Annotated in this window: 27 protein-coding genes; 12 read left to right on the top strand and 15 right to left on the bottom strand. The window is 64.0% G+C overall.

Translation table 11 applies throughout. From position 1 onward, the window contains the following. From GE253_RS11480 to GE253_RS11460, 5 genes are all read right to left on the bottom strand, one after another. The gene (locus GE253_RS11480) at positions 1-435 is read right to left on the bottom strand and encodes an NUDIX hydrolase (RefSeq protein ID WP_153204263.1); all 435 of its coding nucleotides are present in this window, start codon (positions 433-435) and stop codon (positions 1-3) included. An 85-nt stretch (positions 436-520) separates the two neighbouring features. Next, entirely contained in the window at positions 521-1243 is a 723-nt protein-coding gene (phbB, locus tag GE253_RS11475) for an acetoacetyl-CoA reductase (RefSeq protein WP_153204262.1), read from the bottom strand. Positions 1244-1330: 87 nt separating this feature from the next. Beyond that, positions 1331-2506: an acetyl-CoA C-acetyltransferase gene (locus tag GE253_RS11470; protein WP_153204261.1), complete on the bottom strand. Its 1176-nt coding sequence runs from the start codon at positions 2504-2506 to the stop codon at positions 1331-1333. 137 nt (positions 2507-2643) lie between these two features. Beyond that, the gene (locus tag GE253_RS11465; RefSeq protein ID WP_153204260.1) at positions 2644-4122 is read right to left on the bottom strand and encodes a HAMP domain-containing sensor histidine kinase; all 1479 of its coding nucleotides are present in this window, start codon (positions 4120-4122) and stop codon (positions 2644-2646) included. A gap of 119 nt (positions 4123-4241) precedes the next feature. Beyond that, complete coding sequence (locus tag GE253_RS11460) at positions 4242-4553, bottom strand: YkgJ family cysteine cluster protein (protein ID WP_153204259.1); 312 nt, start codon at positions 4551-4553, stop codon at positions 4242-4244. A gap of 270 nt (positions 4554-4823) precedes the next feature. Between GE253_RS11460 and GE253_RS11455 the strand changes: the two genes are divergently transcribed. The 3 genes from GE253_RS11455 (at position 4824) to GE253_RS11445 (ending at position 5864) form a co-directional block, all read left to right on the top strand. Next, positions 4824-5033, top strand: coding sequence for a cold-shock protein (locus GE253_RS11455; RefSeq protein ID WP_089287433.1), 210 nt, complete (start codon positions 4824-4826; stop codon positions 5031-5033). 91 nt (positions 5034-5124) lie between these two features. Continuing rightward, positions 5125-5349: a hypothetical protein gene (locus GE253_RS11450; protein ID WP_153204258.1), complete on the top strand. Its 225-nt coding sequence runs from the start codon at positions 5125-5127 to the stop codon at positions 5347-5349. Positions 5350-5405: 56 nt separating this feature from the next. Further along, complete coding sequence (locus tag GE253_RS11445; protein ID WP_153204257.1) at positions 5406-5864, top strand: YaiI/YqxD family protein; 459 nt, start codon at positions 5406-5408, stop codon at positions 5862-5864. A 77-nt stretch (positions 5865-5941) separates the two neighbouring features. Here the strand turns inward: GE253_RS11445 and GE253_RS11440 are convergent, their stop codons facing one another. After that, positions 5942-6397: a Crp/Fnr family transcriptional regulator gene (locus GE253_RS11440; RefSeq protein ID WP_153204256.1), complete on the bottom strand. Its 456-nt coding sequence runs from the start codon at positions 6395-6397 to the stop codon at positions 5942-5944. Positions 6398-6456: 59 nt separating this feature from the next. On the opposite strand from GE253_RS11440, the gene GE253_RS11435 reads away from it, so the two are divergent. Beyond that, positions 6457-7008, top strand: coding sequence for a hypothetical protein (locus tag GE253_RS11435; RefSeq protein ID WP_153204255.1), 552 nt, complete (start codon positions 6457-6459; stop codon positions 7006-7008). Between the two features lie 4 nt (positions 7009-7012). Here GE253_RS11435 and GE253_RS11430 read toward each other — a convergent pair whose 3' ends face one another. Next, positions 7013-8038: an NADP-dependent oxidoreductase gene (locus GE253_RS11430; protein WP_153204254.1), complete on the bottom strand. Its 1026-nt coding sequence runs from the start codon at positions 8036-8038 to the stop codon at positions 7013-7015. A 231-nt stretch (positions 8039-8269) separates the two neighbouring features. On the opposite strand from GE253_RS11430, the gene GE253_RS11425 reads away from it, so the two are divergent. Together GE253_RS11425 and rraA are read left to right on the top strand one after the other, a co-directional pair. After that, positions 8270-9364, top strand: a complete 1095-nt coding sequence (locus GE253_RS11425; RefSeq protein WP_153204253.1) for a GGDEF domain-containing protein — start codon at positions 8270-8272, stop codon at positions 9362-9364. A 98-nt stretch (positions 9365-9462) separates the two neighbouring features. After that, the gene (rraA, locus tag GE253_RS11420) at positions 9463-9939 is read left to right on the top strand and encodes a ribonuclease E activity regulator RraA (RefSeq protein WP_153204252.1); all 477 of its coding nucleotides are present in this window, start codon (positions 9463-9465) and stop codon (positions 9937-9939) included. Positions 9940-10108: 169 nt separating this feature from the next. On the opposite strand, the gene GE253_RS11415 is transcribed toward rraA, so the two are convergent. Then, positions 10109-11428, bottom strand: coding sequence for a transcription antitermination factor NusB (locus GE253_RS11415; RefSeq protein ID WP_153204251.1), 1320 nt, complete (start codon positions 11426-11428; stop codon positions 10109-10111). Positions 11429-11576: 148 nt separating this feature from the next. Between GE253_RS11415 and msrA the strand changes: the two genes are divergently transcribed. Further along, the gene (gene msrA, locus GE253_RS11410) at positions 11577-12086 is read left to right on the top strand and encodes a peptide-methionine (S)-S-oxide reductase MsrA (protein ID WP_153204250.1); all 510 of its coding nucleotides are present in this window, start codon (positions 11577-11579) and stop codon (positions 12084-12086) included. A gap of 43 nt (positions 12087-12129) precedes the next feature. Here msrA and GE253_RS11405 read toward each other — a convergent pair whose 3' ends face one another. Continuing rightward, complete coding sequence (locus GE253_RS11405; RefSeq protein ID WP_211101423.1) at positions 12130-13434, bottom strand: amidohydrolase family protein; 1305 nt, start codon at positions 13432-13434, stop codon at positions 12130-12132. Continuing rightward, on the bottom strand, positions 13431-14909 hold the full coding sequence (locus tag GE253_RS11400) for an amidohydrolase family protein (RefSeq protein WP_247878604.1): 1479 nt from the start codon (positions 14907-14909) through the stop codon (positions 13431-13433). The genes GE253_RS11405 and GE253_RS11400 overlap by 4 nt, the downstream gene beginning before the upstream one ends. Positions 14910-15059: 150 nt before the next feature. Here GE253_RS11400 and GE253_RS11395 point away from each other — a divergent pair, with 150 nt between their 5' ends. From GE253_RS11395 to GE253_RS11385, 3 genes are read left to right on the top strand one after another with little or no spacing between them, the layout of a single operon-like run. Further along, the gene (locus tag GE253_RS11395; RefSeq protein WP_153204249.1) at positions 15060-15338 is read left to right on the top strand and encodes a YciI family protein; all 279 of its coding nucleotides are present in this window, start codon (positions 15060-15062) and stop codon (positions 15336-15338) included. A gap of 22 nt (positions 15339-15360) precedes the next feature. Continuing rightward, entirely contained in the window at positions 15361-15774 is a 414-nt protein-coding gene (locus GE253_RS11390; RefSeq protein WP_089287446.1) for an EVE domain-containing protein, read from the top strand. Further along, positions 15771-16118, top strand: a complete 348-nt coding sequence (locus GE253_RS11385; RefSeq protein WP_348770829.1) for a Rieske (2Fe-2S) protein — start codon at positions 15771-15773, stop codon at positions 16116-16118. The genes GE253_RS11390 and GE253_RS11385 overlap by 4 nt, the downstream gene beginning before the upstream one ends. 5 nt (positions 16119-16123) lie before the next feature. On the opposite strand, the gene GE253_RS11380 is transcribed toward GE253_RS11385, so the two are convergent. After that, complete coding sequence (locus GE253_RS11380; protein WP_089287448.1) at positions 16124-16351, bottom strand: hypothetical protein; 228 nt, start codon at positions 16349-16351, stop codon at positions 16124-16126. 308 nt (positions 16352-16659) lie between these two features. Between GE253_RS11380 and acs the strand changes: the two genes are divergently transcribed. Continuing rightward, positions 16660-18600, top strand: coding sequence for an acetate--CoA ligase (acs, locus tag GE253_RS11375; protein WP_153204247.1), 1941 nt, complete (start codon positions 16660-16662; stop codon positions 18598-18600). A gap of 36 nt (positions 18601-18636) precedes the next feature. Here acs and GE253_RS11370 read toward each other — a convergent pair whose 3' ends face one another. Next, complete coding sequence (locus tag GE253_RS11370; protein ID WP_153204246.1) at positions 18637-19935, bottom strand: glycosyltransferase; 1299 nt, start codon at positions 19933-19935, stop codon at positions 18637-18639. A 129-nt stretch (positions 19936-20064) separates the two neighbouring features. On the opposite strand from GE253_RS11370, the gene GE253_RS11365 reads away from it, so the two are divergent. Next, positions 20065-21144 (top strand): sulfotransferase family 2 domain-containing protein, encoded by a 1080-nt coding sequence (locus GE253_RS11365; protein WP_153204245.1) that lies wholly within the window; start codon positions 20065-20067, stop codon positions 21142-21144. Between the two features lie 1247 nt (positions 21145-22391). Here GE253_RS11365 and GE253_RS11355 read toward each other — a convergent pair. Genes GE253_RS11355 through livM form a run of 3 tightly spaced genes read right to left on the bottom strand, consistent with a single transcriptional unit; the run spans position 22392 to position 25255 of the window. Beyond that, positions 22392-23111: an ABC transporter ATP-binding protein gene (locus GE253_RS11355; RefSeq protein ID WP_153204243.1), complete on the bottom strand. Its 720-nt coding sequence runs from the start codon at positions 23109-23111 to the stop codon at positions 22392-22394. Further along, entirely contained in the window at positions 23108-23968 is an 861-nt protein-coding gene (gene livG, locus GE253_RS11350) for a high-affinity branched-chain amino acid ABC transporter ATP-binding protein LivG (RefSeq protein ID WP_153204242.1), read from the bottom strand. Before livG ends, GE253_RS11355 begins: the two co-directional genes overlap by 4 nt. A gap of 3 nt (positions 23969-23971) precedes the next feature. After that, entirely contained in the window at positions 23972-25255 is a 1284-nt protein-coding gene (livM, locus tag GE253_RS11345; RefSeq protein WP_153204241.1) for a high-affinity branched-chain amino acid ABC transporter permease LivM, read from the bottom strand. Position 25256 lies beyond the last annotated feature (1 nt).

The raw sequence follows: 25256 nt of genomic DNA, 5'->3' as shown, positions 1-25256 counted from the left end.
TTACCGAACAGCCTGCCGCTGCGCCCAGGCCATGCGCAACACCTCGCGCAAGGGGCCCCAGGCCACCAGCCTTTCCCATTCAGCGGGCCCCGCCCAACAAACGGCGCGGGCATCATCGCCGGCCACCGGCTCCCCCGCCCGCCATTCGGCCACCACATCCACGATGGTGTAATGGAACAGCAGGGCACCGGCGGCATCGTGGACGATATTGTCCACCGCCGTCAGCACCGACAGGGCCACCGCCTCCACCCCCGTTTCCTCCCGCACCTCCCGGATGGCGGCCTGAAACAGCGTTTCCCCCAGCTCCTGGCTGCCGCCGGGCAGCGACCATTCCCCTTCCCCGGGCGGTTTGCCGCGCTGGATCAACAGGATCTGATCGCCCTTCCAGACGATGCAGCCGACGCCGACACGGGGATGGGTCAGGGCTGTTGGCATGATGCTCCGGCACCTCTGCAAATTAAAAAGCCCCCGCCGAGAGAACCGGCGGGGGCCTGATTTTCCGGTGGTTCCCCACCAGACATCAATACATGTGCTGGCCACCATTGATGGACAGGGTGGAACCGGTGACGAAACCGGCATCATCCGCCACCAGGAACAGCACACCGCGGGCGATTTCTTCCGCCTTGCCCAGACGGCCGACCGGCACCTTGGCGACGATCTTTTCCAGCACGTTGGGCGGCACGGCGCGCACCATGTCCGTGTCGATATAACCCGGCGCAATGGCGTTCACGGTGATGCCCTTGGCGGCCCCTTCCTGGGCCAAGGCCTTGGTGAAACCATGGATGCCGGACTTGGCAGCGGCATAGTTCACCTGGCCATACTGGCCAGCCTGACCGTTGATGGAACCGATATTGACGATGCGGCCGAAATTGCGGGCGCGCATCCCGTCAATCACGGCGCGGCAGGTATTGAAGCAACTGGACAGGTTGGTCTGGATCACCGCGTTCCACTGTTCAAAATTCATCCGATGCATCACACCATCGCGGGTGATACCGGCATTATTGACCAGCACATCGACGGGGCCCAGCTCCGCCTCGATCTTGGCCACGGACTCATTCACCGCGTTCGGGTCGGACACGTCGAACTTATAGGCAGCAATGCCGGTCCGTTCGGTGAACTGACGGGCGGCCTCGTCATTGCCGGCGTAATTGGCAGCAACAATATAACCGGCATTCTTCAGCGCGACGGAAATCGCCTCGCCAATGCCGCGCGTACCACCCGTTACCAAAGCCACTCGTGCCATTTGTTTCCCCCGTGGTTGTGAATTGCTTGGATATTAAAAGGGTGGCCCCCCGCCGGCGATCAGGCCGGCAGGGGCCGTTTTTGATGCTCAGTCGCGCTCCACGCAGAGCGCGACACCCATGCCGCCGCCAATGCACAGGGTCGCCAGACCCTTCTTGGCGTCGCGGCGGGCCATTTCATGCAACAGGGTCACCAGCACACGGGCACCCGACGCACCGATCGGGTGGCCCAGCGCAATAGCGCCGCCATTGACATTCACCTTGGCCGGATCCCAGCCCAGATCCTTGTTCACGGCCAGGGCCTGGGCGGCGAACGCCTCATTCGCCTCGATCAGGTCCAACTGGTCGATGGACCAGCCGGCCTTGCGCAGCGCTTCGCGCGACGCCGGGATCGGGCCGGTACCCATGATGGAGGGATCGACGCCGGCGGTGGCCCAGCTGACGATGCGGGCCAGCGGCTGCACGCCGCGCTTGGCCGCATTGTCGGCGCGCATCAGCACCAGGGCGGCAGCCCCGTCATTAAGGCCCGAGGCATTGCCGGCGGTGACGGTGCCATCCTTCTTGAAGGCCGGCTTCAGCTTGGCCAGCGTTTCCGCCGTGGTGCCATGCTTGGGATATTCATCGGCATTCACCACCACATCGCCCTTGCGGCTGGCGATGGTGACGGCGGCGATTTCAGCCTGGAAGCGGCCTTCCTTCTGCGCGGCTTCGGCCTTCTGCTGCGAACCGGCGGCAAAGGCGTCCTGCTCCTCGCGGCTGATCTGGAACTTCTCCGCCACATTCTCAGCGGTGACGCCCATGTGATAGCCGTTGAAGGCATCCCAGAGGCCGTCCTTGATCATGGTGTCGACCAGGGCGGCGTCACCCATCTTGGTGCCGCCGCGCATATACATGGCGTGCGGGGACAGCGACATGCTTTCCTGGCCGCCAGCCACCACCACATCGGTATCACCCAGCAGCAGCGACTGATAGCCCAGCGCCACGGCGCGCAGGCCGGACCCGCAGATCTGGTTGATGGCAAAGGCCGTGCGGCTGGACGGGATGCCAGCGGCGATGGCGGCCTGACGCACCGGATTCTGGCCCAGACCGGCGGTCAGCACATGGCCCATCACCACTTCGGAGACTTCGGCCGCGTCGGTCTGTGCGCGGGCCAGCGCCTCCCGGATGGCGACCTCGCCCAGCTTGGCGGCGGGCACGCCCGCAAAGGCGCCGTTGAAAGACCCGATAGGGGTACGGGCCGCACCGGCAATTACCACTTCAACCATGGTTCCTCTCCTTGAAAGCGTGTTTGACAGGTTGTTTCACCCGTCCCTGCCCTCGGGCGTCAGATTAGGCGGAACCGGTCGGCCGGCGCAAGCCGGGCACAGACCAATTCCCGCCCCGCGCGTACTATTGTCATGGATCAATCCTGCTTTCCCAGCAAAGTTTCAGCCGCAACCTTTTCCGGCGCCCGGCACGGGAATACCAATGTAAACAGGGCCCCGCCCTGGGGGGCGTGGCCCACTGTTACTGTACCGCCCAGGCGCACCGTGACGATGGAATAGAGCAGATAGAGTCCCAGGCCCGAACCGCCACTGCCGCGCCTGGTGGTGAAGAAGGGCTCGAAAATCCGCTCCCACAGGATGACGGGAATTCCCTGCCCATCATCGCTGTAAACCAGTTCCACCCGATCCCCCGGCAACACCCGCGCCGACAGGCGCAGATGGCCCGGCCGTTCATCGGGATAACCATGCATGATGCTGTTCATCACCAGATTGGTGATGACCTGCGCCACGGCGCCCGGATAACCATCCAGCTCGATCCCATCGGGAATATCGACATCCACCCTATGCTGGGCGCGGCGCAAATGCGGCGACAGGCTGGCCAGCACCTCCGCGACATAGGGGCCCAGCCGGAAGGTCCGGCGGGCATCGCTGGACTGGTCCACCGCCACATCCTTGAAGGACTGGATCAGCTCGCCAGCGCGCAGGGCATTGCGTTCGATCAGCGTGGAAAGCTCCTCCACCAGCCGCAGATATTCATCCAGCTCATGCCGGCGCAACCTGCCCTCCGCCACCTGTGCCACCAGCTCCCGCGTTTCCGCGCGCAGCTGGGAGGCACCAGTGACGGTCAACCCGACGGGCGTGTTCACCTCATGCGCCACCCCGGCCACCATGCTGCCCAGGCTGGCCATTTTCTCCTGTAACAGCATCTGCGACTGGGCAGCCCGCAGATCGGCCAGCGCCTGTTCCGCCGTGCGCCGTTCAGCCACGGCAGCATCGCGGGCATCACGCAGACGCCGCCGCGTGCGGGTGCGTGCCGACTGTGCCGACAGGGTGGCCAGGATCATCAGCACGATGGCCGTCACCATCAGGGCGAATCGTGAATGAAGATCGGGCGGCACAGGCGGCCGATAGATCTGGCAAAAATAGGTGCCGGTGATCACCAGGGCAAATCCGCCGAAAAACACCAGAATGGCCCGGTTGCCACCGAAATTGCCCGTGGTCACCACGCCCACCAGGAACAGGGGTAGCAGCGGCGAATGCAGCCCCCCGGTCAGGTTCAGCAGATAGGCGATGGCCGTCAGCCCCATCAGGTTGTTGGCCAGGGTCACGGCATGAAAGCGGCCGGTCAGCCGCACCAGCACCAGATTGGCGCCCAGCAGCGTGGCATAGATCATCCAGGCCAGACTGGCCGGGGTGGATGGCCCCTCCTTGGCAATCCAGATGCCGGCAATCACCAGCAGCCCCCCCAGAATCAGCAGGGTGATGCGTACAAAGGCGCGGGCGCGCTGCAACTGGTTTTCGTCAAAGCCAGGCTGGCGCATCCGGGTGGGGATAAACAGGTCGGTGACACGGCGCAGTGCCGCCGCCAACCTTCCCTGCAAACCCAATCGCGCCATCCCGCACCACCTCTCCGGTCAGCCCCATTCCAGGCTGAACGATATCCCGTTAAAGCTCAATCGCAACTGCGCGAATTTTCGTGAAACTTTCGCCATTTATGACAAGCGTAGGCCGGTGGTCACAGCCCATGGTGCTGGCGGGCCATCAGGCACGCCTCGTCCCCCGGCAGGCAGTCACGGCAGACAATCGGCCGCAGCGCATAGATGCCGCAGCCTGTCGCCTCCCCCACCTTGCCGGTGAGCGCGACACAGCGGTCGCCTTCACAGCGCATCCCCGACCCGTTGGCCGCCAGCATCGCCGGGGGAATGCGGGCAATATCCGCGTCATCTTCCAGCGTGAAGCGGGGCCAGTCGGCGGAATAGGCGCAGCAGGCACCACAGGCCTGACAGTCAAAATCGGCCAGCGCCGGCAACCCGTCACAATCATCCATGGCCTGTCCCCGAGCCCGCAAATGGCATCCCCGCAGATAGGTGCATCAGGCTGCTTTTTGCAAGCCTGCCCGTTCGCACATGGCCGCCAGAACCACGAAATCCGGTATTGCCCTTGCAAGCGGCGGAAGGAACGTCCATATCAGGCGGGTCATTCTTCCTACGGACTGCCGGCCTGCTGCCTTCGGGTTTCCAGATCGACGACCCATCTGGACACGTCTGATGCGGTGCGCCGGTGGCGCGCTGCCATCCCAAATCGAAGGAGAGGCACAATGCCGATCGGTTCCGTTAAGTGGTTCAACAGCACCAAGGGTTTTGGTTTCATTCAGCCGGAAAATGGCGGTTCGGACGTGTTCGTCCACATCTCCGCCGTTGAACGCGCTGGCATGTCTTCCCTGAACGAAGGCCAGAAGGTCTCGTTCGAGGAAGAGCGCGATCCGCGCCGGGGCAAGACCTCCGCCGTCAATCTGAAGGCGGTCTGATCGCCGCAAGGCATCGGAATTGGGAAGGGGGACGCCGGGCAACCGGCGTCCCCCTTCTGCTTTGTGCCCTTATTTTATAGGAGTTGGTCCCATGGCCAAGAAAAAGGCACCGGTGGAAACCGGTCACATCCTGTTCGACGTCTACTATCAGGATGGTCAGCGCACCTCCAACCGCAAGGTTCCCCGCGCCCTGGTCGGCGGCCTGGATGGCGAAGATCCCGTGCGCGGCTTCATTGAGGAGCAGGATCGGGAAATCGCCCAGATGTCCGGCAAGCCGCGCGGTCCGATCAAAAGCATCTCCCGCTCGCCAAACTGATCCTGTCGGGGCATTGTGCGGGCATTATCCGTTTCATCTGCTGAAAAACGCCCGCCATGCCTGAGATATTGATTGATGCCGACGCCTGCCCCGTGAAGGAGGAAACCTTCCGGGTGGCCCTGCGCTATGGGCTGACCGTGCATCTGGTCGCCAACAGCCCGCTGCGCGTGCCGATGGAAGGCGATGTGCGGCTGGTGGTCGTCTCCGACGGGTTCGATGCCGCCGATGACTGGATCGTGGAAAAGGCGGCGAAGGACGATATCGTCATCAGCGCCGACATCCAGCTGGCCAAGCGCTGCCTGGACAAGGGGGCCCGCGTCGTCGGCCCCACCGGCCGATCCTTCACCCCGGCCAATATCGGTTCTGCCCTGGCCAGCCGCGCCCTGATGCAGGATTTGCGCGACATGGGGGTAGTACAGGGCGGCAATGCGCCCATGTCCAAATCCGACAAATCGGCCTTCCTGCAGGAACTGGACCGGGTGATCAACGCGGTCAAGCGCGGCCGGCCTTCCTAATACCAGCGGCATGGGCCGCGCGGCGGCGGTCGCCGCCATACCGAGCTGCGACGAGTTCTGCTCACCGCAACTTGGTTTCAGCCCGGCGGTGGCAGCGACCACAGCTCCCGCGTTGTGCGTTCCAGCCGCAGGGCCAGTTCCCGCATCACCGTGATGGCGATATGGGGAAACTCCATCAACATGCGCAAAAACGGGTCGCGGGCAATGCGCAGGGCGCTGACCGGGGCGATGGCCTGGGCGCTGGCAATGCGGGGATGATCACACAGAATGCCGATTTCCCCGACAATGCCGCCTGCCGGCACATCGACAAAGTCCCGCCGGCCGGCCGGCGTGTCCACGACCAGCCTCACCTGCCCTTCCAGAATCAGGAAGGCCGCTTCCGGCGCCTCCTCCTGGCGGAACAGCATGTCACCCGGATTGAAACTGACCCGCTCGCTGGTAAAGGCCAGCAGCTTCAGCTTCGACAACTCAATATCGGCGAAGATGGGCAGGCGGCGTAATGCCTCCACCTCCGCAGCCAAGTTGGCGGCCATTATTCCCCCATGTTCCCCGATGCCGGTTGGTTCCGGTTTTCCCTTTGATTACCATAGTGGTGACCGATGATAGCCGCCTTGTCCAGCTTTGCCGCCCTGCAACAATGAACGCTGCACCGCCCCCTGATCTATTCTTCTGGGCCCAGCCGATGGCGGCGGGCGATGCAGAACGGCTGTTTGCCGCCGCGCAGCGGCTGGCAGCGGGCGGCTGGAACGTGCGGCTTGCCTGGGGTGGGGAAGCCCCACCGATGCCGGGTCCAGCGCTGACCGTCACAGCACTGACCCCGGTTGCCCATTGGCGGGCCGATCAACCAGGGTTGATTCTGGATGGAGATGGCAAGCCGGCGGGCCATGCTTGGAAGAAACAGCGCGCCGCCAGCCTGCTGGCCCTGTTCGCGCGCAGCCGCCCGGCCCTGCTGCTGCTGGACCGGTTTCCCTTCGCCCAGCAGGCGTTCCGGTATGAGCTGCGGCCCATGCTGGAAATAGCCAGCCGCCGCACCCCCAAACCCCGCATCGCCAGCCTGTCCACCGGGAACGGGGCAGCGGAACCGGCGATGCGGGACTTGTTTGACCTGATCATCCGCGACCCGGCTGACCTGCCGGGCCCGTGATCGCTTACGGTTCGGCAGAAACCTGCACCGCCAGCTTGCCGGTATTGCCGCCGCTGAACAGCTTGGCGAAAGAGGTCAGGGTATTTTCCAGCCCCTGATCCAGGTCCACCTTCCATTTGATCTTGCCGGCCGCCACCCAGGGGCCCATTTCGGCATACATTTCCGCCATGCGGGGCGCGTAATCCAGCACCAGGAACCCTTCCATCCGCGCCCGGCGCGACACCAGAATGGACAGGTTGCGCGGCCCCGGCTGCGGCTCGGTGGCATTATACTGGCTGATGGCGCCACAGAAGGGGATGCGCCCCTTGATGTTCAGCAGTTCCAGCACCGTCTCGGTGATTTCCCCGCCGACATTCTCAAAATAAATATCCACGCCCTGCGGCACGGCGGCGCGCAGCTGCTTGCGCCAGCCCTGGGCCTTGTAATTCACCGCCGCATCAAGGCCCAACTCCCCGGTCAGCCAGTTGCATTTTTCCTCCGACCCGGCGATGCCGACGGCGCGGCAGCCCTTCAGCTTGGCAATCTGCCCGACCAGGGAGCCGACGGCACCGGCGGCGGCAGAAACCACCACGGTCTCCCCTTCCTTGGGCTTGCCAATATCCAGCAGGCCGAAATAGGCCGTGGCGCCCGTCATGCCCAGCGGCCCCATATAAGCCAGCAGCGGCAGACCGGGGATATTGGGCACCTTGCCCATGCCTTCACCATTAGTGATGACGTAATCGGCCCAACCCCCCATGCCCATGACAATATCGCCAACCTTGATCCGGTCATGGTTGGAGATATCCACCACGCCCAGCACCAGCCCGCGCATGGTGGTGCCCAGCGGCACCGCCGGCAGATAGCTGTCATACTGCATCCAGACCGCATTGGTCGGGTCCAGCGACAGATAGATCGTGCGCACGCGATATTCGCCCGGCCCCGGCTCCGGTGCCTTTTCTTCCCGCAGGCTCAATACCTCAGCGAAATTGCCGCCCTTGGGGCGGGCGTCCAGCAGCCAGTGCCGGTTCACGGCGGGGTCAAAGGCGGCCATGGTGTCCTCCGTCCATCATTGCACCGGACCGTTGATCCGGCCCTGCCGCAGCATCGTTCAAACAACTGTTCGAGACAACCGATTTTCCATCCGCCGATAGAACGAAGGAATTATATCTAAAACGATTTCAATATCGATATTTGCCGGCTGGGCGCCTGCCCCTGCCCGCTGTAATATGCGGGAAAAATTGAAAAACATCGCAACCAGCAGGCAGGAAACGGACAGACGGGTATGGCCCTTGGTTTACCAAGTTTTGACGAAGCAACGGAACGGCGTTTCGACGAATGGCGGGAAGCCCGGCTGCGCGATGCGCTGGTCTGGCCGATCGGTGCGGGCGCCATCTCCCTGCTGACCTTCGTCATTTGGGATCTGGTCCTGGACCCATCGCGCTTCTGGCTGGTGATGCCGATCCGACTGGCCGCGTCGGCATCGATATTATGGTGCGCCTGGAGCATTTCCCATCGTCCGGCAATGCCCTTGCTACCCATGGCAATGGTCGCGGTGACCGCAGGTACGGGCTGTGTGGGTCTGACCCAGTATCTGTTGGCCGACGGTTTCCTGTACGGCCCGGCCGGGCTGGCGATCTTTCCCACCGTCTCGGCCATCTGCGTCACCCGGGCGCGGCTGGTGCCGCTGGTCAACCTGCCCTCTGCCCTGCTGGTGGGCGGGTTGCTCTGGGCGGATGGGCAGACGGGCTTTCCCCTGTTCAATACGATCAGCTTCTTCGCCACCGGCATCTTTGCCGCCTATGTGCTGGCCCATGCGCTGGAGCGAACCGCCCGCTATGGCTTCCGTCTGGAATTGCAGCTGGAAGCAGAGGCGCGGCTGGACCCGCTGACCGGCATCGCCAACCGCCGTCGACTGGAGGAGCAGGGCGAGCAGGAAGTGGCCCGCGCCCGCCGTTTCCGGCGTCCTTTGTCCATGCTGCTGCTGGATCTGGACCATTTCAAATCCGTCAATGACCGGTATGGCCATGCCATTGGTGATCATGTGCTGCGGGCGGTGGCGCGGCTGGTGGGCAATAATCTGCGCCAGACCGACCTATTCGCCCGCCTGGGCGGGGAGGAGTTCGTTGCCCTGCTGCCGGAAACAGACCTGGAGACGGCGCAGAGTCTGGCCGAACAATTGCGCCACCTGCTTTCCTTCACCCCGTTGCGCCATGAGGGGGCGGAGATCGAGGTGACAGCCAGCATCGGAGTTGCCGCCTATTGCCCGGAACTGGCCAGCGTTGCCGCCATCCTGCGCGCCGCCGACGAGGCGCTCTATGCCGCCAAGGCAGGCGGACGCAATCAGGTGGTGGTGGTGCGCCGGGCAGAGGCGGGGTGAACCAATTTCCGCCGAAAGTCCAGCTGGTCGAGCCTGGCCTTTGTAGCGTTTAATCCTGCTGCGGCCCGAACCGGCGGCCCCAGGACAGGAAACAGCCCATGAGCTTCGCCACCGCCGACCTTGTTGACCAGCATGAACGGGTGATCAGCAGCTGCAGCACGCAGCTGCGTAATTTCGGCGGCCATGCCCGCTTCTTCGGCAAGGTGCGCACGGTGCGGTGCCACCGCGACAATGCGCTGCTGAAATCCCTGCTCTCCAATCCCGGTGACGGGGCGGTGCTGGTGGTGGATGGCGGCGGCACGCTGGCCTCCGCCCTGGTGGGCGATATCATCGCCGGGCTGGCGGTGAAAAATGGCTGGGCCGGCATCGTCGTGCACGGCGCCATCCGGGATTCCGTGGCCATCAGCGCCCTGCCGCTGGGCGTCAAGGCGCTGGGCACCAACCCGCTGAAAAGTGCTAAGATCGGGGCCGGGGAGGCCGACATCACCGTGCATTTCGGTGGCTGCGACTTCACCCCCGGCCAATGGCTTTACAGTGACGAGGACGGCGTCGTGCTGCTGCCGCAGAAGGCCTGAGGTCCGTCCAAGAACTTTCACTTCTTTTCCAATCTCTTAACCGTCATTCCCGCGAAGGCGGGAATCCATACGACAGCGCGGATTTTGGATTCCCGCCTTCGCGGGAATGACAGTGGAGAAAGGTCAAGGGTTCGAAAGACGCGATAACTTTCCGGACAGACACTGAGACTCAGGCCGTCCGCTTTAGCCGGGCAACGAAGAAGCCATCCATGCCGCCCTGGTCTGCCAGATGGCCGGGATGGCAGCGCACGAAGCCTTCCGGCGTCAGCAAGGCGGCCATGCCGCCCACCTCATCGGCCGAGACCGGCACGACCTGCATTTCCGGGCGGCGATAGAGCAGGTTGGTGATCTGCACCTCCCCCTCTTCCGGCTGGAGGGAGCAGGTGCAGTAAACCAGCACGCCGCCCGGCTTCAGCATGTCGACAGCGCGATAGAGCATCCGGGACTGGATGCGGCCCAGCTTCTCCACATCCTCCTCACCCTTCAGCCTTGCGACATCGGGATGGCGGCGAATGGTGCCGGTGGCACTGCAGGGCGCGTCCAGCAGCACAGCATCGGCCGGCTGTTCCGGCCGCCATTCCGTGGCATCGGCCACGACCGTGGTGACCTGACCGGCAAAACCCAGCCGCTGCATATTCTCCGTCAGGCGCAGCAGCCGCTTGTCGGAACGGTCGACGGCGGTGACCTGGGCACCGGCGGCGGCCAGCTGCGCCGTCTTGCCGCCGGGGGCGGCACAGAGATCCAGCGCCCGCTTGCCCGACAAGTCGCCGAACAACCGCGCCGGGATGGCGGCGGCGGCATCCTGCACCCACCAAGCCCCCTCATCGAAGCCCGGCAGTTCCACCACCTGCCCGCCGGCGGAGCGGCGGATGCTGCCGGTGGGCAGCAGCACACCACCCAGCTTTTCTGCCCAGGCAGCAGCATCCGCCTTCACGGTGATATCCAGCGGCGCTTCGTTCAGTTGGCTTTCCACGATGGCGCGGGTGGGGCCGGTGCCGTAATGCTTGCGCCAGGCCAGCCACAGCCAGTCCGGCGTGTTCAGCCGGCCGGCATCCTGTGCCGCCAGCATGGTTTGCCCATCACGCGCCAGCCGGCGCAGGACGGCGTTGATCAGACCCTTATAGGGGTGCTGCTTGCGCTGGATGGCCAGTTCCACGCCCGTATCCACTGCAGCATGGGCCGGCGTATTCAGGAACAGCAGTTGGGCAGCCCCTAAGCGCAGAATGTCCTGCACCACGGCCTTCAACTGCTGGCCCGGCTTGTCCAGACAGGCAGCGATGCAGGCATCGATCTGGCCCAGCCGGCGCAGCACGGTGGCGCAGAGCAGGCGCACAAAGGCGCGGTCGCGCGCTTCCAGCAGGCGGATGCCGCGATGGCCTTCCCAGGCATCATCAAACGGCACGCGGCGCGACAGCACAGCGGAAACCAGATCAAGGGCGGCGACGCGCGCGGCCAGCGCGGCATCGGTGGCAGGGGTCTGTTCAGTCATGGCAGGCGGATTTAACGCGGCGCAAGCCGCTTGTCGAACGCCGATCACGCACGGGTGACCCATGATGCGCGCCGTCCCCCTGGATTTTACCCGGCCCCTCGCCCACCTTATCCACCACGTCGATTCCTTTGATCTGGGAGTATGTTGAATGGGCACGCAAAAGGCCGTTCTGGCCGGCGGCTGTTTCTGGGGGATGCAGGATCTGATCCGCAAGGTGCCGGGCGTGGTGACCACCCGCGTCGGCTATACTGGCGGCGGTCTGGCCAACCCCACCTACAAGGATGTGAAGACCGGCAAGACCGGCCATGCGGAAGCGATCGAAATCAGCTTCGATCCCGAAAAGCTGACCTATCGCCGGCTGCTGGAGTTTTTCTTCCAGATCCATGATCCGACGACGACCAACCGTCAGGGCAATGATATCGGCACCCAATACCGTTCCGCCATCTTCACCCTGGACGACACCCAGGCCGAAACGGCGCGGCAGGTGACGGCGGCGGTGGAGGGCTCCGGCCGCTGGCCCGGCAAGCTCGCCACCGAAATCACGCCCGCCGGTCCGTTCTGGGAAGCCGAAGATTTCCACCAGGATTATCTGGAACGCACCCCCAACGGCTATACCTGCCATTGGGTGCGGCCGGATTGGGTGCTGGATGGGAAGTAAGCGGATAGGGGGCCGTCTTTGGCTCAGGCGGCCCCAACCTTTCTCACCGCTTCAAGTAACGCTCCTCCAGCGCGCGCTGGCGGGTTTTCAGGGATTGTTCCACCCCGTTGACGAACACCCGTTCCGCCAGCACCATCGGTTCCAGCGGGTCACCGCCCCACATCACCAGATCGGCGGGCTTGCCCACCGCGATCTGGCCGGCACTGCCCGCCCCGAACAGCGCCGCCGGGCGGCCGGTAATGGCGGCCAGCGCCTTGTCGCGCGGCATCCCATAGGCCACCGCTGTGCCGGCCTGGAACCGCACCTGATTGGCATAATGGCCATCGGCGCTGCCGGTCAGGATCACCACCACGCCGGCCTTTTCCAGCAGGGCGGCATTGTCCAGCCGCGCATGTTGGATCTCGAACCGGCCCGGCAGGTTGGTGGTCGGCTTGATGATGACGGGCACGCCGGCAGCGGCGATTTCCCCCGCCACCATCCAGCCTTCCTCCGCCCCCATCAGTACCAGCCGCAGCTTTTCCTCCCGCGCCAGCCGCAGGGCGACGCGGATATCGGCGGCGCGGTGGACGGCCAGGAACAAGGGCGCTTCCCCCCGCACCACGGGCAGCAGCGCCTCCAGATCCAACCGCGACAGGCTATATTCCCGCGTACCGCCCTGGTTATAGGCCCCCTTGTTGGCGGCGTAATGGCGCACATCCTCCAGCGCCGCCTTCAGGATGGCAACGGACAGCGCACGGCTGCCGCCGGCACTGCTGGCGGCACTTTCGCCAAAGGGCAGGGCCACGCCCAGGCGGGGCTTCACCACGATGTCCGGGGCGGCCCCTAGATGGATCAGCGCCGGCTGGCCCTGGAACAAAGGTTCATCGACATGGCCCGCCGTCTCCCCGTCATGGATATGGGCACCATCGCCAAAGGCCACGGCGGGCATCACCACGGCGCGGGTGATGCCACCGGCCCGCGCCAGCGGGATCAGGCTGCTGGCCGGGTTGACGGCGTAGGAGGGATCATAGGCCACGCTGATCCGGGGATTGGCGGCATTGCTGTCATTGGTCTCCTTGACGGCACTCACCTCCTCAATCCCGATATCGGAGGAGGAGACGAACAGACCCGGCGTCACCACCTTGCCCTTACCCTCCACCAGCGTCGCCCCCGCCGGCACCGCCGCACCGGGGGCCGCCGCCGTGACAATGCCATCCTTGATAATGATGGTGGCGTCGGGGGTGGACACACCGCTGCCATTCACCAGGGTCGCCCCCTGGATGGCGATGGTTTCCGCCCCCGCCGTCGGGCTCAGGCCGGCCAGCAGCACGGCCCCGCCAAGAAGCATCTGTTTGAAGCCGCGCATCATTTCGCCCCCTTGCCCTGGAAGATTTCCGCCCCCGCCTGCCCCAGCTCAAAATCAGAGCGGGGTTCGGCGGGCGGGTGGGCGCGGTCGAACTGCGGCACGCCATCAATATAAACCAGATCGGCCAGCGTATAGATGCTGAAGGGGTTGCCGTTCCACACCACCACGTCGGCCATCTTGCCCGGCTCCAACGTGCCGGTCTTGTCCTGCACGCCGATGGCCTTGGCGGGGTTGGCGGTGATCCAGCCGATCGCCTCCTCCTCCTTGATGCCAAGGCCCAGATAATTGCCCTCCGCCATGGCCTGGGCGGCTTCCTTGGGCAGGTACTGGATCAATGTTTCGTCATCGGAATGAATGACGGCGCAGGCCCCGGCCCGGTGCACCATGGCGGCATTGGCCGGCACCCCGTCATAGGCTTCCATCTTGAAGCCCCACCAGTGCGCCCAGGTGGCAATGCAGACATTATCCTGCTTCAGCAGGTCGGTGATCTTGTAGGCCTCGGTGGCATGGTGGAAGGCCGCGACGCGATAGCCGAATTCCCGCGCCACCTCCATCATCACCGACATCTCGTCGGCACGGTAGCAATGGTTCTGCACCAGGATATCGCCGGACAGCACGCCGGACAGCGTTTCCAGTTGCAGGTCACGCTTGGGCGGGTCCGGCTGCTTGTCGCCCTTGGCCTCCTGCTTTTCCTTGTAATAGGCGTCCCATTTGCGGCGATATTCCGCCGCTTCGATCCAGGCCGTGCGATACCCCGCCACATTGGCCATGCGGCTACCCGGTGCCCGGCCCTTGTCGCCATAGACGCGCTTGGGATTTTCCCCGCAGGCCATTTTCAGCCCATAGGGGGCGCCGGGGAATTTCATCTCCATCACATTGCGGGCGGTGACATTCTTCACCGTCACGCTGCGCCCGCCGAACAGGTTGGCGGAACCGGGCAGCAGTTGCAGGGTGGTCACGCCGCCGCGCAGCGCCCGTTCAAAGCCGGGATCTTGCGGCCAGACCGAATGTTCAGCCCAGACCTGGGCCGTGTTCGGGTCCGTCATTTCATTCCCGTCGGAATGGGCCTCCACCGCCGGGGAGGCATAGACCCCCAGATGGGAATGCATGTCGATGATGCCGGGGGTGATCCAACGCCCCGCCGCATCCACAATGGTGGCCCCCGCCGGCACGGGCAGGCCCGCCCCCACCGCCTCAATCCGACCATCGCGGATGATAACGGTGCCGTTTTCGATCCGCGCCCCGGTGCCGGTCAGCACCGTCGCCCCGGTCAGCGCCACCAGCCCGCTGGGGGCAGCCTTATAGCGGCTGGGGAACGGGTCGCGGCTGCTGGCCGCATCCAGCCCCGGCGCCAGCGCCTGCTTGTCCCCGCCCTTGTCCTTACCCCCGGAATGCCCGGTTCCCTGTCCGGTGGCGCAGCCAGCCAGCAGCAATGCCAGCCCCGTCACCAACCAGCGACCGCCCCGCGACCGCATCATGTCCGACCCCGTCTTATTCGTGTATGGATCTTGCTTTGGCGGGCAGTGTGACCGGCTATTCACAACCGCGTCAATGGCCTGGACGCCGCCCGCGTCACCGGTTAAGCATTCCGGTCAAAGCGCAACATTGAACCAACAGGGTACGACGCCATGCACTTCATTCTGGAATGTATCGACAAGCCGGATTCGCTGGACCTGCGCATGGCGACCCGCCCGCCGCATCTGGAATATCTGACCGGGCTGTCGGACAAGATCACCATCGCCGGCCCGATTCTCAGCGAAGAGGGCAAGCCCGTCGGCAGCCTGTTGATCCTGGACGTGGCCGACCGGGCCGAAGTGGAGGCGATTGCCGCCGGCGACCCCTATGCCAAGGCTGGTCTGTTCGCCAGCGTAACGATCCGGCCTTACCGCAAGGTTCTGCCGGCCTGATCGACCAGGGGACGACAAGAAGATGGCCCATTGGCTGGTGAAATCCGAACCGTTCAAATATTCCTGGGACCAGTTCGTCAAGGATGGGCGCACCCATTGGGATGGGGTGCGCAACCATCAGGCCGCCAAGAACCTGAAGACCATGGCGGTGGGCGACCGGGTTTTCTTCTACCATTCCAATGAGGGGCTGGAGATCGTCGGCATTGCCGAGGTGGTGGCCACCGCCTATCCCGACCCCAGCGACCCCGCCGGCCGCTTTGTGATGGTAGACCTGAAGCCGGTCACCCCGGTCAAGGCACCGTTGACCTTGAAGCGGATCAAGGATGATCCGGTGCTGTCGGAAATGCAGCTGGTCAAACAATCCCGCCTCTCCGTCTGCCCGGTAACGGATGATCAATGGGCCTATGCCTGCGGCCTGATGGGTGTTCCGGCGTGAGCGGGGGCTGTTTTCTCTGCCATCTGACAGAGATTCCCGACGGCGCGGCACGCGGGTTTGACTGGGATCGCGGCGGCGAACGGCCGGTGCCGATCCTGGTCTTCCGCCGGGGGGAGCAGGTTTACGGCTATCGCAATGCCTGCCCGCATATCGGCGTGCCACTGGAAATGGACCCGGACCGGTTCATGAACCGCGAAGGCACCCATCTGCAATGCAGCACCCATGGTGCCCTGTTCCGGGTGGATGATGGGATGTGCGTGGAAGGCCCCTGTGTGGGCCGGCCGCTGCGGCCCGTGCCGCTGGTGGTGGATGGTGAAGGGCGTGTGATGCCCGCCGGGAGCTGAGCGCCTTACCCCGCCTTGGCCAGTACCGCCTGCATGTCCTGCGTCGCCACCTGGATGCGCCTGGCCAGCAGGCGGGCATCCTGGGCGGCTTCCTGCACGGGGAAGCCGCCGGGGCCGGGGGCCAGACGCAGCAGCGTATCCAGCGCCAGCAGGCTGGTACGCAGCCCCAGGCGGGAAAGCTCCGCCTCCGTTCCGGAAACCTCTGCCACGCATTCCGGCTTTTCGCCCGCCATGCCTCATCCCCCGTTTGGTTGCCCAACCTGTCCGGCTGCGCAACGGCTGGCTTTTTACATATCACAGCACGCGTCCGAATGCACGCGCGCGGGCGGAGAGGACAACCAGCCGCCGGCTTCCTTGTCCACGCGACGAATGTACATGTTCCAAAATAGCTTAGGCTTGCTTACATAAGGTTACCGACGCCGGGTTGGAGGGACGATTGAACCGCCATCCGTTCCGCCGGCCGATGGTCGAGAAGAACCGCAGCCATTGCCCACCGGGCAACCCGGACGGCGCTGCGACAACAGCTGGGAGATTGAACGCCATGAGCAGCCCGACTTTCTTTCCGGTCGCGGAAGAAACCGCCCGCGGCGCCTGGGTTGACGCCGCCAAGTACAAGGAAATGTATGAGCGGTCGATCTCCGACCCGGACGGGTTCTGGGGCGAACATGGCAAGCGGATCGACTGGTTCACCCCCTATACCAAGGTGAAGAACACCAGCTTTGAAGGCGATGTCGCCATCCGCTGGTTCGAAGATGGCACCACCAACGTTTCCTATAATTGCATCGACCGCCACCTGGAAAAGCGCGGTGACCAGACCGCCATCATCTGGGAAGGCGACAACCCCGCCGACAGCGCCCACATCACCTATCGCCAGCTGCATGAAAAGGTCAGCCGGCTGGCCAATGTGCTGAAGGCACATGGGGTGAAGAAGGGCGACCGGGTGACGATCTATCTGCCGATGATCCCGGAGGCGGCCTATGCCATGCTGGCCTGCGCCCGCATCGGCGCCATCCATTCCATCGTCTTTGGCGGCTTCTCCCCCGACAGCCTGAAGGACCGGGTCGAGGGCTGCGAAGGCAAGATCATCATCACTGCCGATGAAGGGCTGCGCGGCGGTCGCAAGGTGCCGCTGAAGGCCAATGTCGACAAGGCGCTGGAGAGCCTGCCCGACGTCTCCTCCGTCATCGTGGTCAAGCGCACCGGCGGCAATGTCGCCTGGAAAGAGGGCCGCGATTACTGGTACGAGGAGGAGATTGCCAAGGTCTCCGCCGATTGCCCGGCAGAGGTGCTGAGCGCGGAAGACCCGCTGTTCATCCTCTATACCTCCGGTTCCACCGGCAAGCCCAAGGGTGTGCTGCACACGACCGGCGGCTATCTGGTCTATGCGTCGATGACGCATCAATATGTGTTCGATTACCATGAGGGCGACATCTACTGGTGCACCGCCGATGTGGGTTGGGTGACCGGTCACAGCTATATCGTCTATGGCCCGCTGGCCAATGGCGCCACCACGCTGATGTTTGAAGGCATCCCCAACTATCCCAGCGTCAGCCGATTCTGGGAGGTGATCGACAAGCACAAGGTCAATATCTTCTACACCGCCCCCACCGCCATCCGTGCCCTGATGCGCGAAGGCGAAGGCCCGGTGAAGAAGACCAGCCGCGCTTCCCTGCGCCTGCTGGGTTCCGTGGGTGAGCCAATCAACCCGGAAGCCTGGCTCTGGTACCATTCGGTGGTCGGTGATAACCGCTGCCCCATCGTGGATACCTGGTGGCAGACGGAAACCGGCGGCATCCTGATCACCCCGCTGCCGGGCGCCATCGGCCAGAAGCCGGGTTCGGCCACCCTGCCCTTCTTCGGCGTGAAGCCGCAGGTGGTGGATAATGAAGGCGCGGTGCTGGAAGGGGCGACGGAGGGCAATCTCTGCATCGCCGATAGCTGGCCGGGCCAGATGCGCACCGTTTATGGCGACCATGAACGGTTCGTGCAGACCTATTTCAGCACCTTCAAGGGCAAGTATTTCACCGGCGACGGCTGCCGCCGGGATGAGGATGGCTATTACTGGATCACCGGTCGCGTCGATGACGTGATCAACGTCTCCGGCCACCGGCTGGGCACGGCGGAAATCGAAAGCGCCCTGGTCGCCCATCCCAAGGTGGCCGAGGCGGCGGTGGTGGGTTACCCGCACGATCTGAAGGGCCAGGGCATCTATGCCTATGTGACGCTGAATGCCGGCGAGGAGACGTCGGACGAGCTGCGCAAGGAACTGGTGGCCTGGGTCCGCAAGGAAATCGGCCCGATCGCCACGCCGGACCTGATCCAGTGGGCGCCGGGCCTGCCCAAGACCCGGTCGGGCAAGATCATGCGCCGCATCCTGCGCAAGATCGCCGCCAACGAACATGAGGCTTTGGGCGATACCAGCACGTTGGCCGATCCCAACGTGGTGACCGAATTGGTGGGCAACCGGATGAACCGCAGCTGAGCCGAAAGCACAGCCGCGATACAAGGAAGGCCGGCGTCATTGCCGGCCTTTTTTGTGGCGATCAACCCGTTCCCGATCCACCACCGCATACAGGGCCGCATAGCGCTGGGCCTGCACGGCCGGGGCATAATCCCGTTCCGCCCGCTGCCGCCCGGCCCAGCCCATCGCGGGCAGGTCGGCCCGCCGGCGCACCGCCGCCGCCAGGGCGACCGCCAGACCGTCGGCATCGCTGCCGGGCGCCAGAAAGCCGGTGACGCCCGGCACGATCATGTCGGGCACCCCGCCACTGTCGAACCCGACCACCGGTCGGGCACAGGCCATCGCCTCCAGCACCACATTGGGCAGGTTATCCTGGCGGCTGGGCACGACCAGCAGGTCGCAGGTAGCATAAAACCCGCAGAGATCGGCATCGCCGGATTGCGGCCCGGCATTGAAGCAGGGCACAGAAAGGGGGACCGGCGGCACCTCCCCTTCCCCGGCAACCAACAGGGCCAGCCGGTCCGGCAGGCTGGGGGCCAGCTGGTTCAGCGCCTGCATCAGCAGATCCAGCCCCTTGCGCGGATCGGCCAGCAGGTGGGAGACAAAGCCCAGCGTCAGCACATCATCCGCAATGCCCAGCCGGTGGCGCAGCGGCGCGCCATCCACCGGAACCAGGGTGCGGATATCGACGGCATTGGGAATGACATGGATGGGCAAGCCGGCGAACAGCCGGCTGTTCGACGCCTCCGCCGCCAGCCAGCGGCTGGGGCTGACAAGATGGACCGGGCCGGGAAAGGCCGCCAATGCTGCCCGTTTGCGGGCCAGCACAAGGGCGGAAAGATCATCGGCCACAGCCGATCCCAGCGCCGGACAGCAGCCACACGCCGCGGTGAAACCCCGGCAGGCATCGGCATAATGGCAACCACCGGTGAAAGGGTTCTGGTCGTGCAGCGTCCAGACTAGGCCCTGATCCGGCCGGCGGCGACGAAAGAACAGGGGCCAGTCCACCAGACCGCGCACCCAATGCAGGTGGAAAATATCGGTTGGCGGCAGCCGATCTTCCAGCAGATCGGCACGGCCCGCCAGTCCGCTGTGGAAGGGCACGAATCCAGGCCCCTGAAGGGCAGGATAGGCCGCCAGCTCCGCCTGCCCTTCCCCCTCCCGCGCGGCCCAGGCCGCCTGCTCGGCAGCATCGCGCGGACGGACCGGTGTGATATCGGGATCGTCGCTATCCTTGCGGGCAACCAGAAAATGGTGCGGCACGCCGATATCCCGCAGCCCCTGGTGCAACCGATAGGCGGCGCGGGCGGCACCGCCGGCAATGTCGAACGTATTGAGTAAGGTGATCCGCATCATCCATGCTGTCCCGGTTCGCCCTCGTCCATCATACCGCAAATCCAGATGACAGCGACTGGTTGTCTCTGCCTACCCCAATGGGGTAGCATGGCTGAACAATTTTCATGATACCTGTACGTGAGCCTGCGGATGCATCGCTATTCAGATCTGGCCTCCTATCTGAACACAGGCGGGAAGCCGATCTTCTTTGTCCATTGCGTGAAGACCGCCGGCACCTCGTTGAACGGCTATCTCACCCGAATGGACGGGCGCAGCCGGATCGCCACCTATTATATCGACCGGCAATATACCGACATTCTGCTGACGGAGGCGGCGCAGCCCGGCTTTTATGACAGCCACCATGCCACCCACCTGCCTTTCTCAGTGCTGGACCCGATATTGGACCGGCTGGATGTCAGCCGGTTTCACTGGCTTGTCTGTGTGCGTGACCCGGTGGCGCGGCAAATCTCCCATTACCGCTTCCTGCGGAAGATGCAGCATCTGCCGCTGATCCAGAATAACTGCATCGATTTTTCCTCGCTGGAGGCTTTTACCGACAGTATGCCGCGCAACAGCCAGTGCCGCTTCTACCATTCATCCGGACAGGCCGCCGATGTCATCGCCTTTCTGGACCGGCTGGATGTGCAGGTGGTGCCGGTGGAATTCATGAGTGCGGTGATCGACAATATCTATGTGCAGCGCGGCCTGCCGCCGTTGCAGGAAATCCGCGCCAATCGCACCGATCAGGAACCGCCGGCCCGCGACCTGTCGCCCACCGCCGCCGCCCTGATCGCCGACCGCTTCGCCCAGGATGATCTGCTCTACCGCACCTATCATGCCCGCATTGCCCCGCTGATGGCGGGGCTGGGGCGGCCGGTACCGGTGGAGACATTGCAGCCAGGGGACGACCTGTCCTTCCTGCGCCCGGCGGTCCAGACAGGGAATTTATATATTTTCGGCAGCAGCGGCGTGGCCGAACAATTGCTGGGCCGGCTGCGCCAGGCCGGGCTGGAACCGGCCGGTTTCATCGACAGCACGCGGAACAGCACACTGGCCGGGCTGCCGGTTTGGCGGGCCGACCAGTTGGACAGCACGCAATGGCAGGCCGCCAGTGTTCTGATCGCAGCGGAAGCCTTCGGGCCGATTCATCGTGTGGCGCAGGCCCAGGGCTGCCGCCACATCATTGATGCCTTCGACTATGCCATCCAGAAAGAGATTTGGCGTGTCTGACACCAATCCGCTGAAGCTTTGAGGTTCAGGGAAAAAGGGAGAACCGGCCAACGAACCGGGGTACAGAAAAACCAACTTTAACCAAAGGCAGATCAACACAAAATCAAACAGGGGAACATAATGCATGAAAAACGATCAACGTTACGTGAGTTTGTCATCTTACCTATCCACCGGCAAGAAGCCCTTGTATTTTTTACATTGCCTGAAGACAGCCGGAACCTCTCTTATTCACTACATTGTTCGCCTTCATGGACGAGATCGATGCGACCTTCTTTATGATGAACGCCAATCAGTGCCAGGTCTGCTGGCGTCCGTCAGCAACCCGATAGAGCAGCTTCATCATCGCACAAGCCACTTGCCACTCGCCATCATGGGACCATTCCTGGACCAGATCGGTCATCAGCACTTCCATTGGATGACCTGTGTGCGTGAGCCGATGGCACGGCAATTGTCATTGTACCGGTACCTTCGGGATCGGCAGGATCGGCCCCTTCTGCAAAATCTCGGCCTGGATTTCAGCAGTCTGGAGCGTTTCATCGACGGCACCCCCCGTAACAGCCAGTGCCTTTTCTATCACCCGTCGGGGCAGGCCGATGCCGCGCTGGAAGCGCTGGACAAACTGGACGCACAAGTGATTCCGCTGCCCTTTCTGGGCACGGTGATCGATGCCCTGTTCGCCAACCAGGGTGTGGCACCACTGGCCCCCATCCATATCAACCGGTCACGCCGTGACAGCAGCGACGACCAGATCAGCCCCGCGGTACAGGCCATGATCGCGGAGCGCTTCGAACAGGATCAGTTGCTGTACGACACCTGTTACCAACGCGTCGCCCCCCTGTTGGCGGGGCTTGAACCCGCACGCCCAACGGTGGAAACACTCACGGCAACCGATGGGTTGGAGAGGCTGCACAGCCTTGGTGGGCCGATTCATATCTTCGGCACCAACACAGCGGGCCAAGCGCTTTTCCGGTGGTTGAATCAGGCTGGCATCCGGGTCAGCGGCTTCCTGGACAGCCGCAACCAGGGCGACATCCTGCTCGGACGGCCGATACAGCAGCCGGAAGCGCTGACTGCTGAGCAGATGCGGATGGCAACAGTGCTGATCGCGTCAGAAACCTACGGCCCGGTTTACCGACTGCTTTCCGACCATGGAGGTGGCCGGATCATTGACGCGTTTGATCTGGCAAAGACCCTGATGCTGACGGAGGTGGGTGGGTGTGAAAGTCACCACCACCCACCCCTCCCCATCAATGCGCCCCGCCTTCCAGATAGGCGGCCCGCACCTCCGGGTTGGCCAGCAGTTCCGGCCCAGCCCCCTGCAGGACCACCTGCCCCTGTGCCAACACATAGGCGCGGTGAGCCAGTTTAAGCGCGTGATAAGCGTTCTGCTCGACCAGCAGGATGGTCATCCCCCGCGTCTTGTTGAGATCGTTGATCACATCGAAGATGCGGCGGATGATCAGGGGTGCCAGCCCCAGCGAGGGTTCATCCAGCAGCAACAGGCGTGGCCGGCTCATCAGCGCGCGGGAAATGGCCAGCATCTGCTGTTCCCCACCCGACAGGGTGCCCGCCCGCTGGTCCCGGCGTTTTTGCAGGATGGGGAACAGGTCGAAGCAATAGGCGATGTCGGTATCGAAGTTGGCCGGGTCGCCCAGCGTGGCCCCCAGCTGCAGGTTTTCAAACACCGTCATGCGCGGGAAGATGCGCCGCCCTTCCGGCACCTGGGCGATGCCCAGCTTGGCCGTTTCATGTGGCGGCAGGTCGACGATGGACTGGCCATCGAAAACAATGCTGCCCGCCGCAGGCTTGGGCTGGCCGCAGATGGTCATCAGCAAGGTGGATTTGCCGGCCCCATTGGCGCCGATCAGGGTGACAATCTCCCCCTGTTCAACCGTCACATCCACGCCGCGCAGGGCCTCGATGGGGCCGTAATTGGTGCAGACCCCCGTCAGTTGCAGCAGGCTCATACCCGGTCTCCTTCGCCCGCCACATCGGCGATATCGGCTGCCACAGCGGGCGGCAATTCTTCCTCGTCCGGTTCGCCCAAATAAGCCTTGATGACGCGCTCATCGGTGCGGATTTGCTCCGGCGTGCCCTCGGCAATCTTGCGGCCATATTCCACCACATGGATATGGTCGGAAATGCCCATCACCAGCTTCATGTCATGTTCGATCAACAGGATGCCGATGCCGAATTCGGCCCGGATGCCCTGAAGCAACTCCCCCAGTGCCGCCGTTTCGCGCGGGTTCAAACCAGCGGCCGGTTCATCCAGGCACAGCAACAGCGGATCGGTGTTCATGGCGCGGGCGATTTCCACCCGCCGCTGCACACCATAGGAGAGGTTGCCCGCCTCCTCATTGGCGACAGCGCCCAGATCCAGCCGGTTGATCCAGAACCGGGCCCGCTCGATCGCGTCCCTCTGCGCCGTGCGCCAGCCCTTCAGGCCCAGCAGCCCGGCAACGCCCAGCACCGATTTGCGCATCAACCCGACATGCTGGGCGACCAGCAGGTTTTCCAGTACCGTCATGCGCGGGAACAGGCGGATATTCTGGAAGGTACGCACCACGCCATGGCGCGCCACCTGATAGCCCGGCAGGGTCTGCAAACTGACCTTGCCGCGCGTCGGGTGCGCCAGGGACAATTCACCCGATGTGGGTTTGTAAAACCCGGTCAGGCAGTTGAAAATGGTGGTCTTGCCGGCCCCGTTGGGGCCGATCAGGGCGGTGATGCGGCCGGTATCGGCCGACAGGTTCACGCCATCCACCGCCACCAACCCGCCAAACCGCATGGTCAGGCCGGTGACATTCAGCAATGGTTCGCTCATGTCTCAGGCCCCCTTCTGATCCAGCTTCACGGTCGGCACACGGGTGGAGAGCAGCCCACCCGGACGCCAGACCATGATGGTGATCATGGCAAGGCCGAACACGATCATGCGGTAATCGGCAAATTCACGCCCCAGTTCCGGCAGCATGACGATGAACAGGGCGGCAATCACCACCCCAACCTGACTGCCCATGCCGCCCAGCACCACGATGGCCAGGATCAAGGCGCTTTCGATGAAACCGAAGCTCTCCGGCGAGACGAAGCCCTGACGGGCGGCGAAGAAACAGCCGGCGAAGCCGCCCATCATGCCGCCAATGGCATAGGCGGACACTTTGCTGGCCGTGGGGTTGATGCCCAGCGACCGGCAGGCGATCTCATCCTCGCGCAACGCCTCCCACGCCCGTCCCACGGGCAGGGCACGCAACCGGTTGATCACCCAGGCCACCAGACAGACGAGCGCCAGCACGATCAGGTACAAGAACATCAACCGGTGTTCACCGGAAAAATCGATGCCCGTCAGCTCGTGAAAGCTGCCCATGCCTTCCGGCGGGCGGCGGTCGAAGGACAGGCCGAACAGGCCGGGACGCGGAATGCCCGACACACCGTTCGGCCCGCCCGTCAGGCTCTGCCAGTTCAGGATGACGATGCGGGTGATTTCCCCAAAACCCAGCGTGACGATGGCCAGATAATCCCCGCGCAGCCGCAGGATGGGCAGCGACAGCAGCGCCCCGAACAAGGCGGCGATCAGGCCCGACAAGGGCAGGCAGACCCAGAAATCCAGTCCGAAAAATTTCGACAGCAGGGCGAAACTGTAGGCACCGATGGCATAGAAGGCCACGAAACCCAGATCCAGCAACCCCGCCAGCCCCACGGTAACATTCAGCCCCAGCGCCAGCAGGATATAGATCAGCACCGTGGTGCCCAGGTCGATGATATAGCGGTCGCTATAGGGCATGAAGGGCAGCGTCACGGCAAACAGCAAGGCCACCGCCATGAAGGCCCGCGTCAGCCGGGCCGCCAGTGTCGGCTCCCCCGCCGCAACGGGCTTTGCCTGCTTCTTGGGTCGGCTGGCGGCACGCGCGGCCAGCGCATCGCGCGCAAAGCCCAGCAGCAACCGGCCGATAAACACCAGCCCCACAGCCCAGGCCACCCAGGACCAGCGGCTTTCCACCACCAGCCCCTGGTCGGTGGAAATGGTGTGCAGCCCGATGAAGGGGATGGACAGCACCAGCGCCAGCCCGGCGGCGGCGGCACTGTCTTTCAGCTTTGTCTCGATAGGGGTCGCCATC

The organism is Niveispirillum sp. SYP-B3756, assembly GCF_009495745.1.
Classification (GTDB): domain Bacteria; phylum Pseudomonadota; class Alphaproteobacteria; order Azospirillales; family Azospirillaceae; genus Niveispirillum.
This window is presented reverse-complemented; position numbering and strand designations above follow the sequence as displayed.

Coding starts and splice junctions, on each gene's coding strand:
- livG (WP_153204242.1), bottom strand. CDS start 23,968: ATGAGCGAACCATTGCTGAATGTCACCGGCCTGACCATGCGGTTTGGC.
- GE253_RS11455 (WP_089287433.1), top strand. CDS start 4,824: ATGCCGATCGGTTCCGTTAAGTGGTTCAACAGCACCAAGGGTTTTGGT.
- GE253_RS11445 (WP_153204257.1), top strand. CDS start 5,406: ATGCCTGAGATATTGATTGATGCCGACGCCTGCCCCGTGAAGGAGGAA.
- GE253_RS11440 (WP_153204256.1), bottom strand. CDS start 6,397: ATGGCCGCCAACTTGGCTGCGGAGGTGGAGGCATTACGCCGCCTGCCC.
- GE253_RS11460 (WP_153204259.1), bottom strand. CDS start 4,553: ATGGATGATTGTGACGGGTTGCCGGCGCTGGCCGATTTTGACTGTCAG.
- GE253_RS11450 (WP_153204258.1), top strand. CDS start 5,125: ATGGCCAAGAAAAAGGCACCGGTGGAAACCGGTCACATCCTGTTCGAC.
- GE253_RS11470 (WP_153204261.1), bottom strand. CDS start 2,506: ATGGTTGAAGTGGTAATTGCCGGTGCGGCCCGTACCCCTATCGGGTCT.
- GE253_RS11415 (WP_153204251.1), bottom strand. CDS start 11,428: ATGACTGAACAGACCCCTGCCACCGATGCCGCGCTGGCCGCGCGCGTC.
- GE253_RS11480 (WP_153204263.1), bottom strand. CDS start 435: ATGCCAACAGCCCTGACCCATCCCCGTGTCGGCGTCGGCTGCATCGTC.
- GE253_RS11365 (WP_153204245.1), top strand. CDS start 20,065: ATGCATCGCTATTCAGATCTGGCCTCCTATCTGAACACAGGCGGGAAG.
- GE253_RS11425 (WP_153204253.1), top strand. CDS start 8,270: ATGGCCCTTGGTTTACCAAGTTTTGACGAAGCAACGGAACGGCGTTTC.
- phbB (WP_153204262.1), bottom strand. CDS start 1,243: ATGGCACGAGTGGCTTTGGTAACGGGTGGTACGCGCGGCATTGGCGAG.
- livM (WP_153204241.1), bottom strand. CDS start 25,255: ATGGCGACCCCTATCGAGACAAAGCTGAAAGACAGTGCCGCCGCCGCC.
- GE253_RS11390 (WP_089287446.1), top strand. CDS start 15,361: ATGGCCCATTGGCTGGTGAAATCCGAACCGTTCAAATATTCCTGGGAC.
- acs (WP_153204247.1), top strand. CDS start 16,660: ATGAGCAGCCCGACTTTCTTTCCGGTCGCGGAAGAAACCGCCCGCGGC.
- GE253_RS11430 (WP_153204254.1), bottom strand. CDS start 8,038: ATGGCCGCCTTTGACCCCGCCGTGAACCGGCACTGGCTGCTGGACGCC.
- GE253_RS11370 (WP_153204246.1), bottom strand. CDS start 19,935: ATGATGCGGATCACCTTACTCAATACGTTCGACATTGCCGGCGGTGCC.
- GE253_RS11355 (WP_153204243.1), bottom strand. CDS start 23,111: ATGAGCCTGCTGCAACTGACGGGGGTCTGCACCAATTACGGCCCCATC.
- GE253_RS11380 (WP_089287448.1), bottom strand. CDS start 16,351: ATGGCGGGCGAAAAGCCGGAATGCGTGGCAGAGGTTTCCGGAACGGAG.
- GE253_RS11400 (WP_247878604.1), bottom strand. CDS start 14,909: ATGATGCGGTCGCGGGGCGGTCGCTGGTTGGTGACGGGGCTGGCATTG.
- GE253_RS11405 (WP_211101423.1), bottom strand. CDS start 13,434: ATGATGCGCGGCTTCAAACAGATGCTTCTTGGCGGGGCCGTGCTGCTG.
- msrA (WP_153204250.1), top strand. CDS start 11,577: ATGGGCACGCAAAAGGCCGTTCTGGCCGGCGGCTGTTTCTGGGGGATG.
- GE253_RS11465 (WP_153204260.1), bottom strand. CDS start 4,122: ATGGCGCGATTGGGTTTGCAGGGAAGGTTGGCGGCGGCACTGCGCCGT.
- GE253_RS11395 (WP_153204249.1), top strand. CDS start 15,060: ATGCACTTCATTCTGGAATGTATCGACAAGCCGGATTCGCTGGACCTG.
- rraA (WP_153204252.1), top strand. CDS start 9,463: ATGAGCTTCGCCACCGCCGACCTTGTTGACCAGCATGAACGGGTGATC.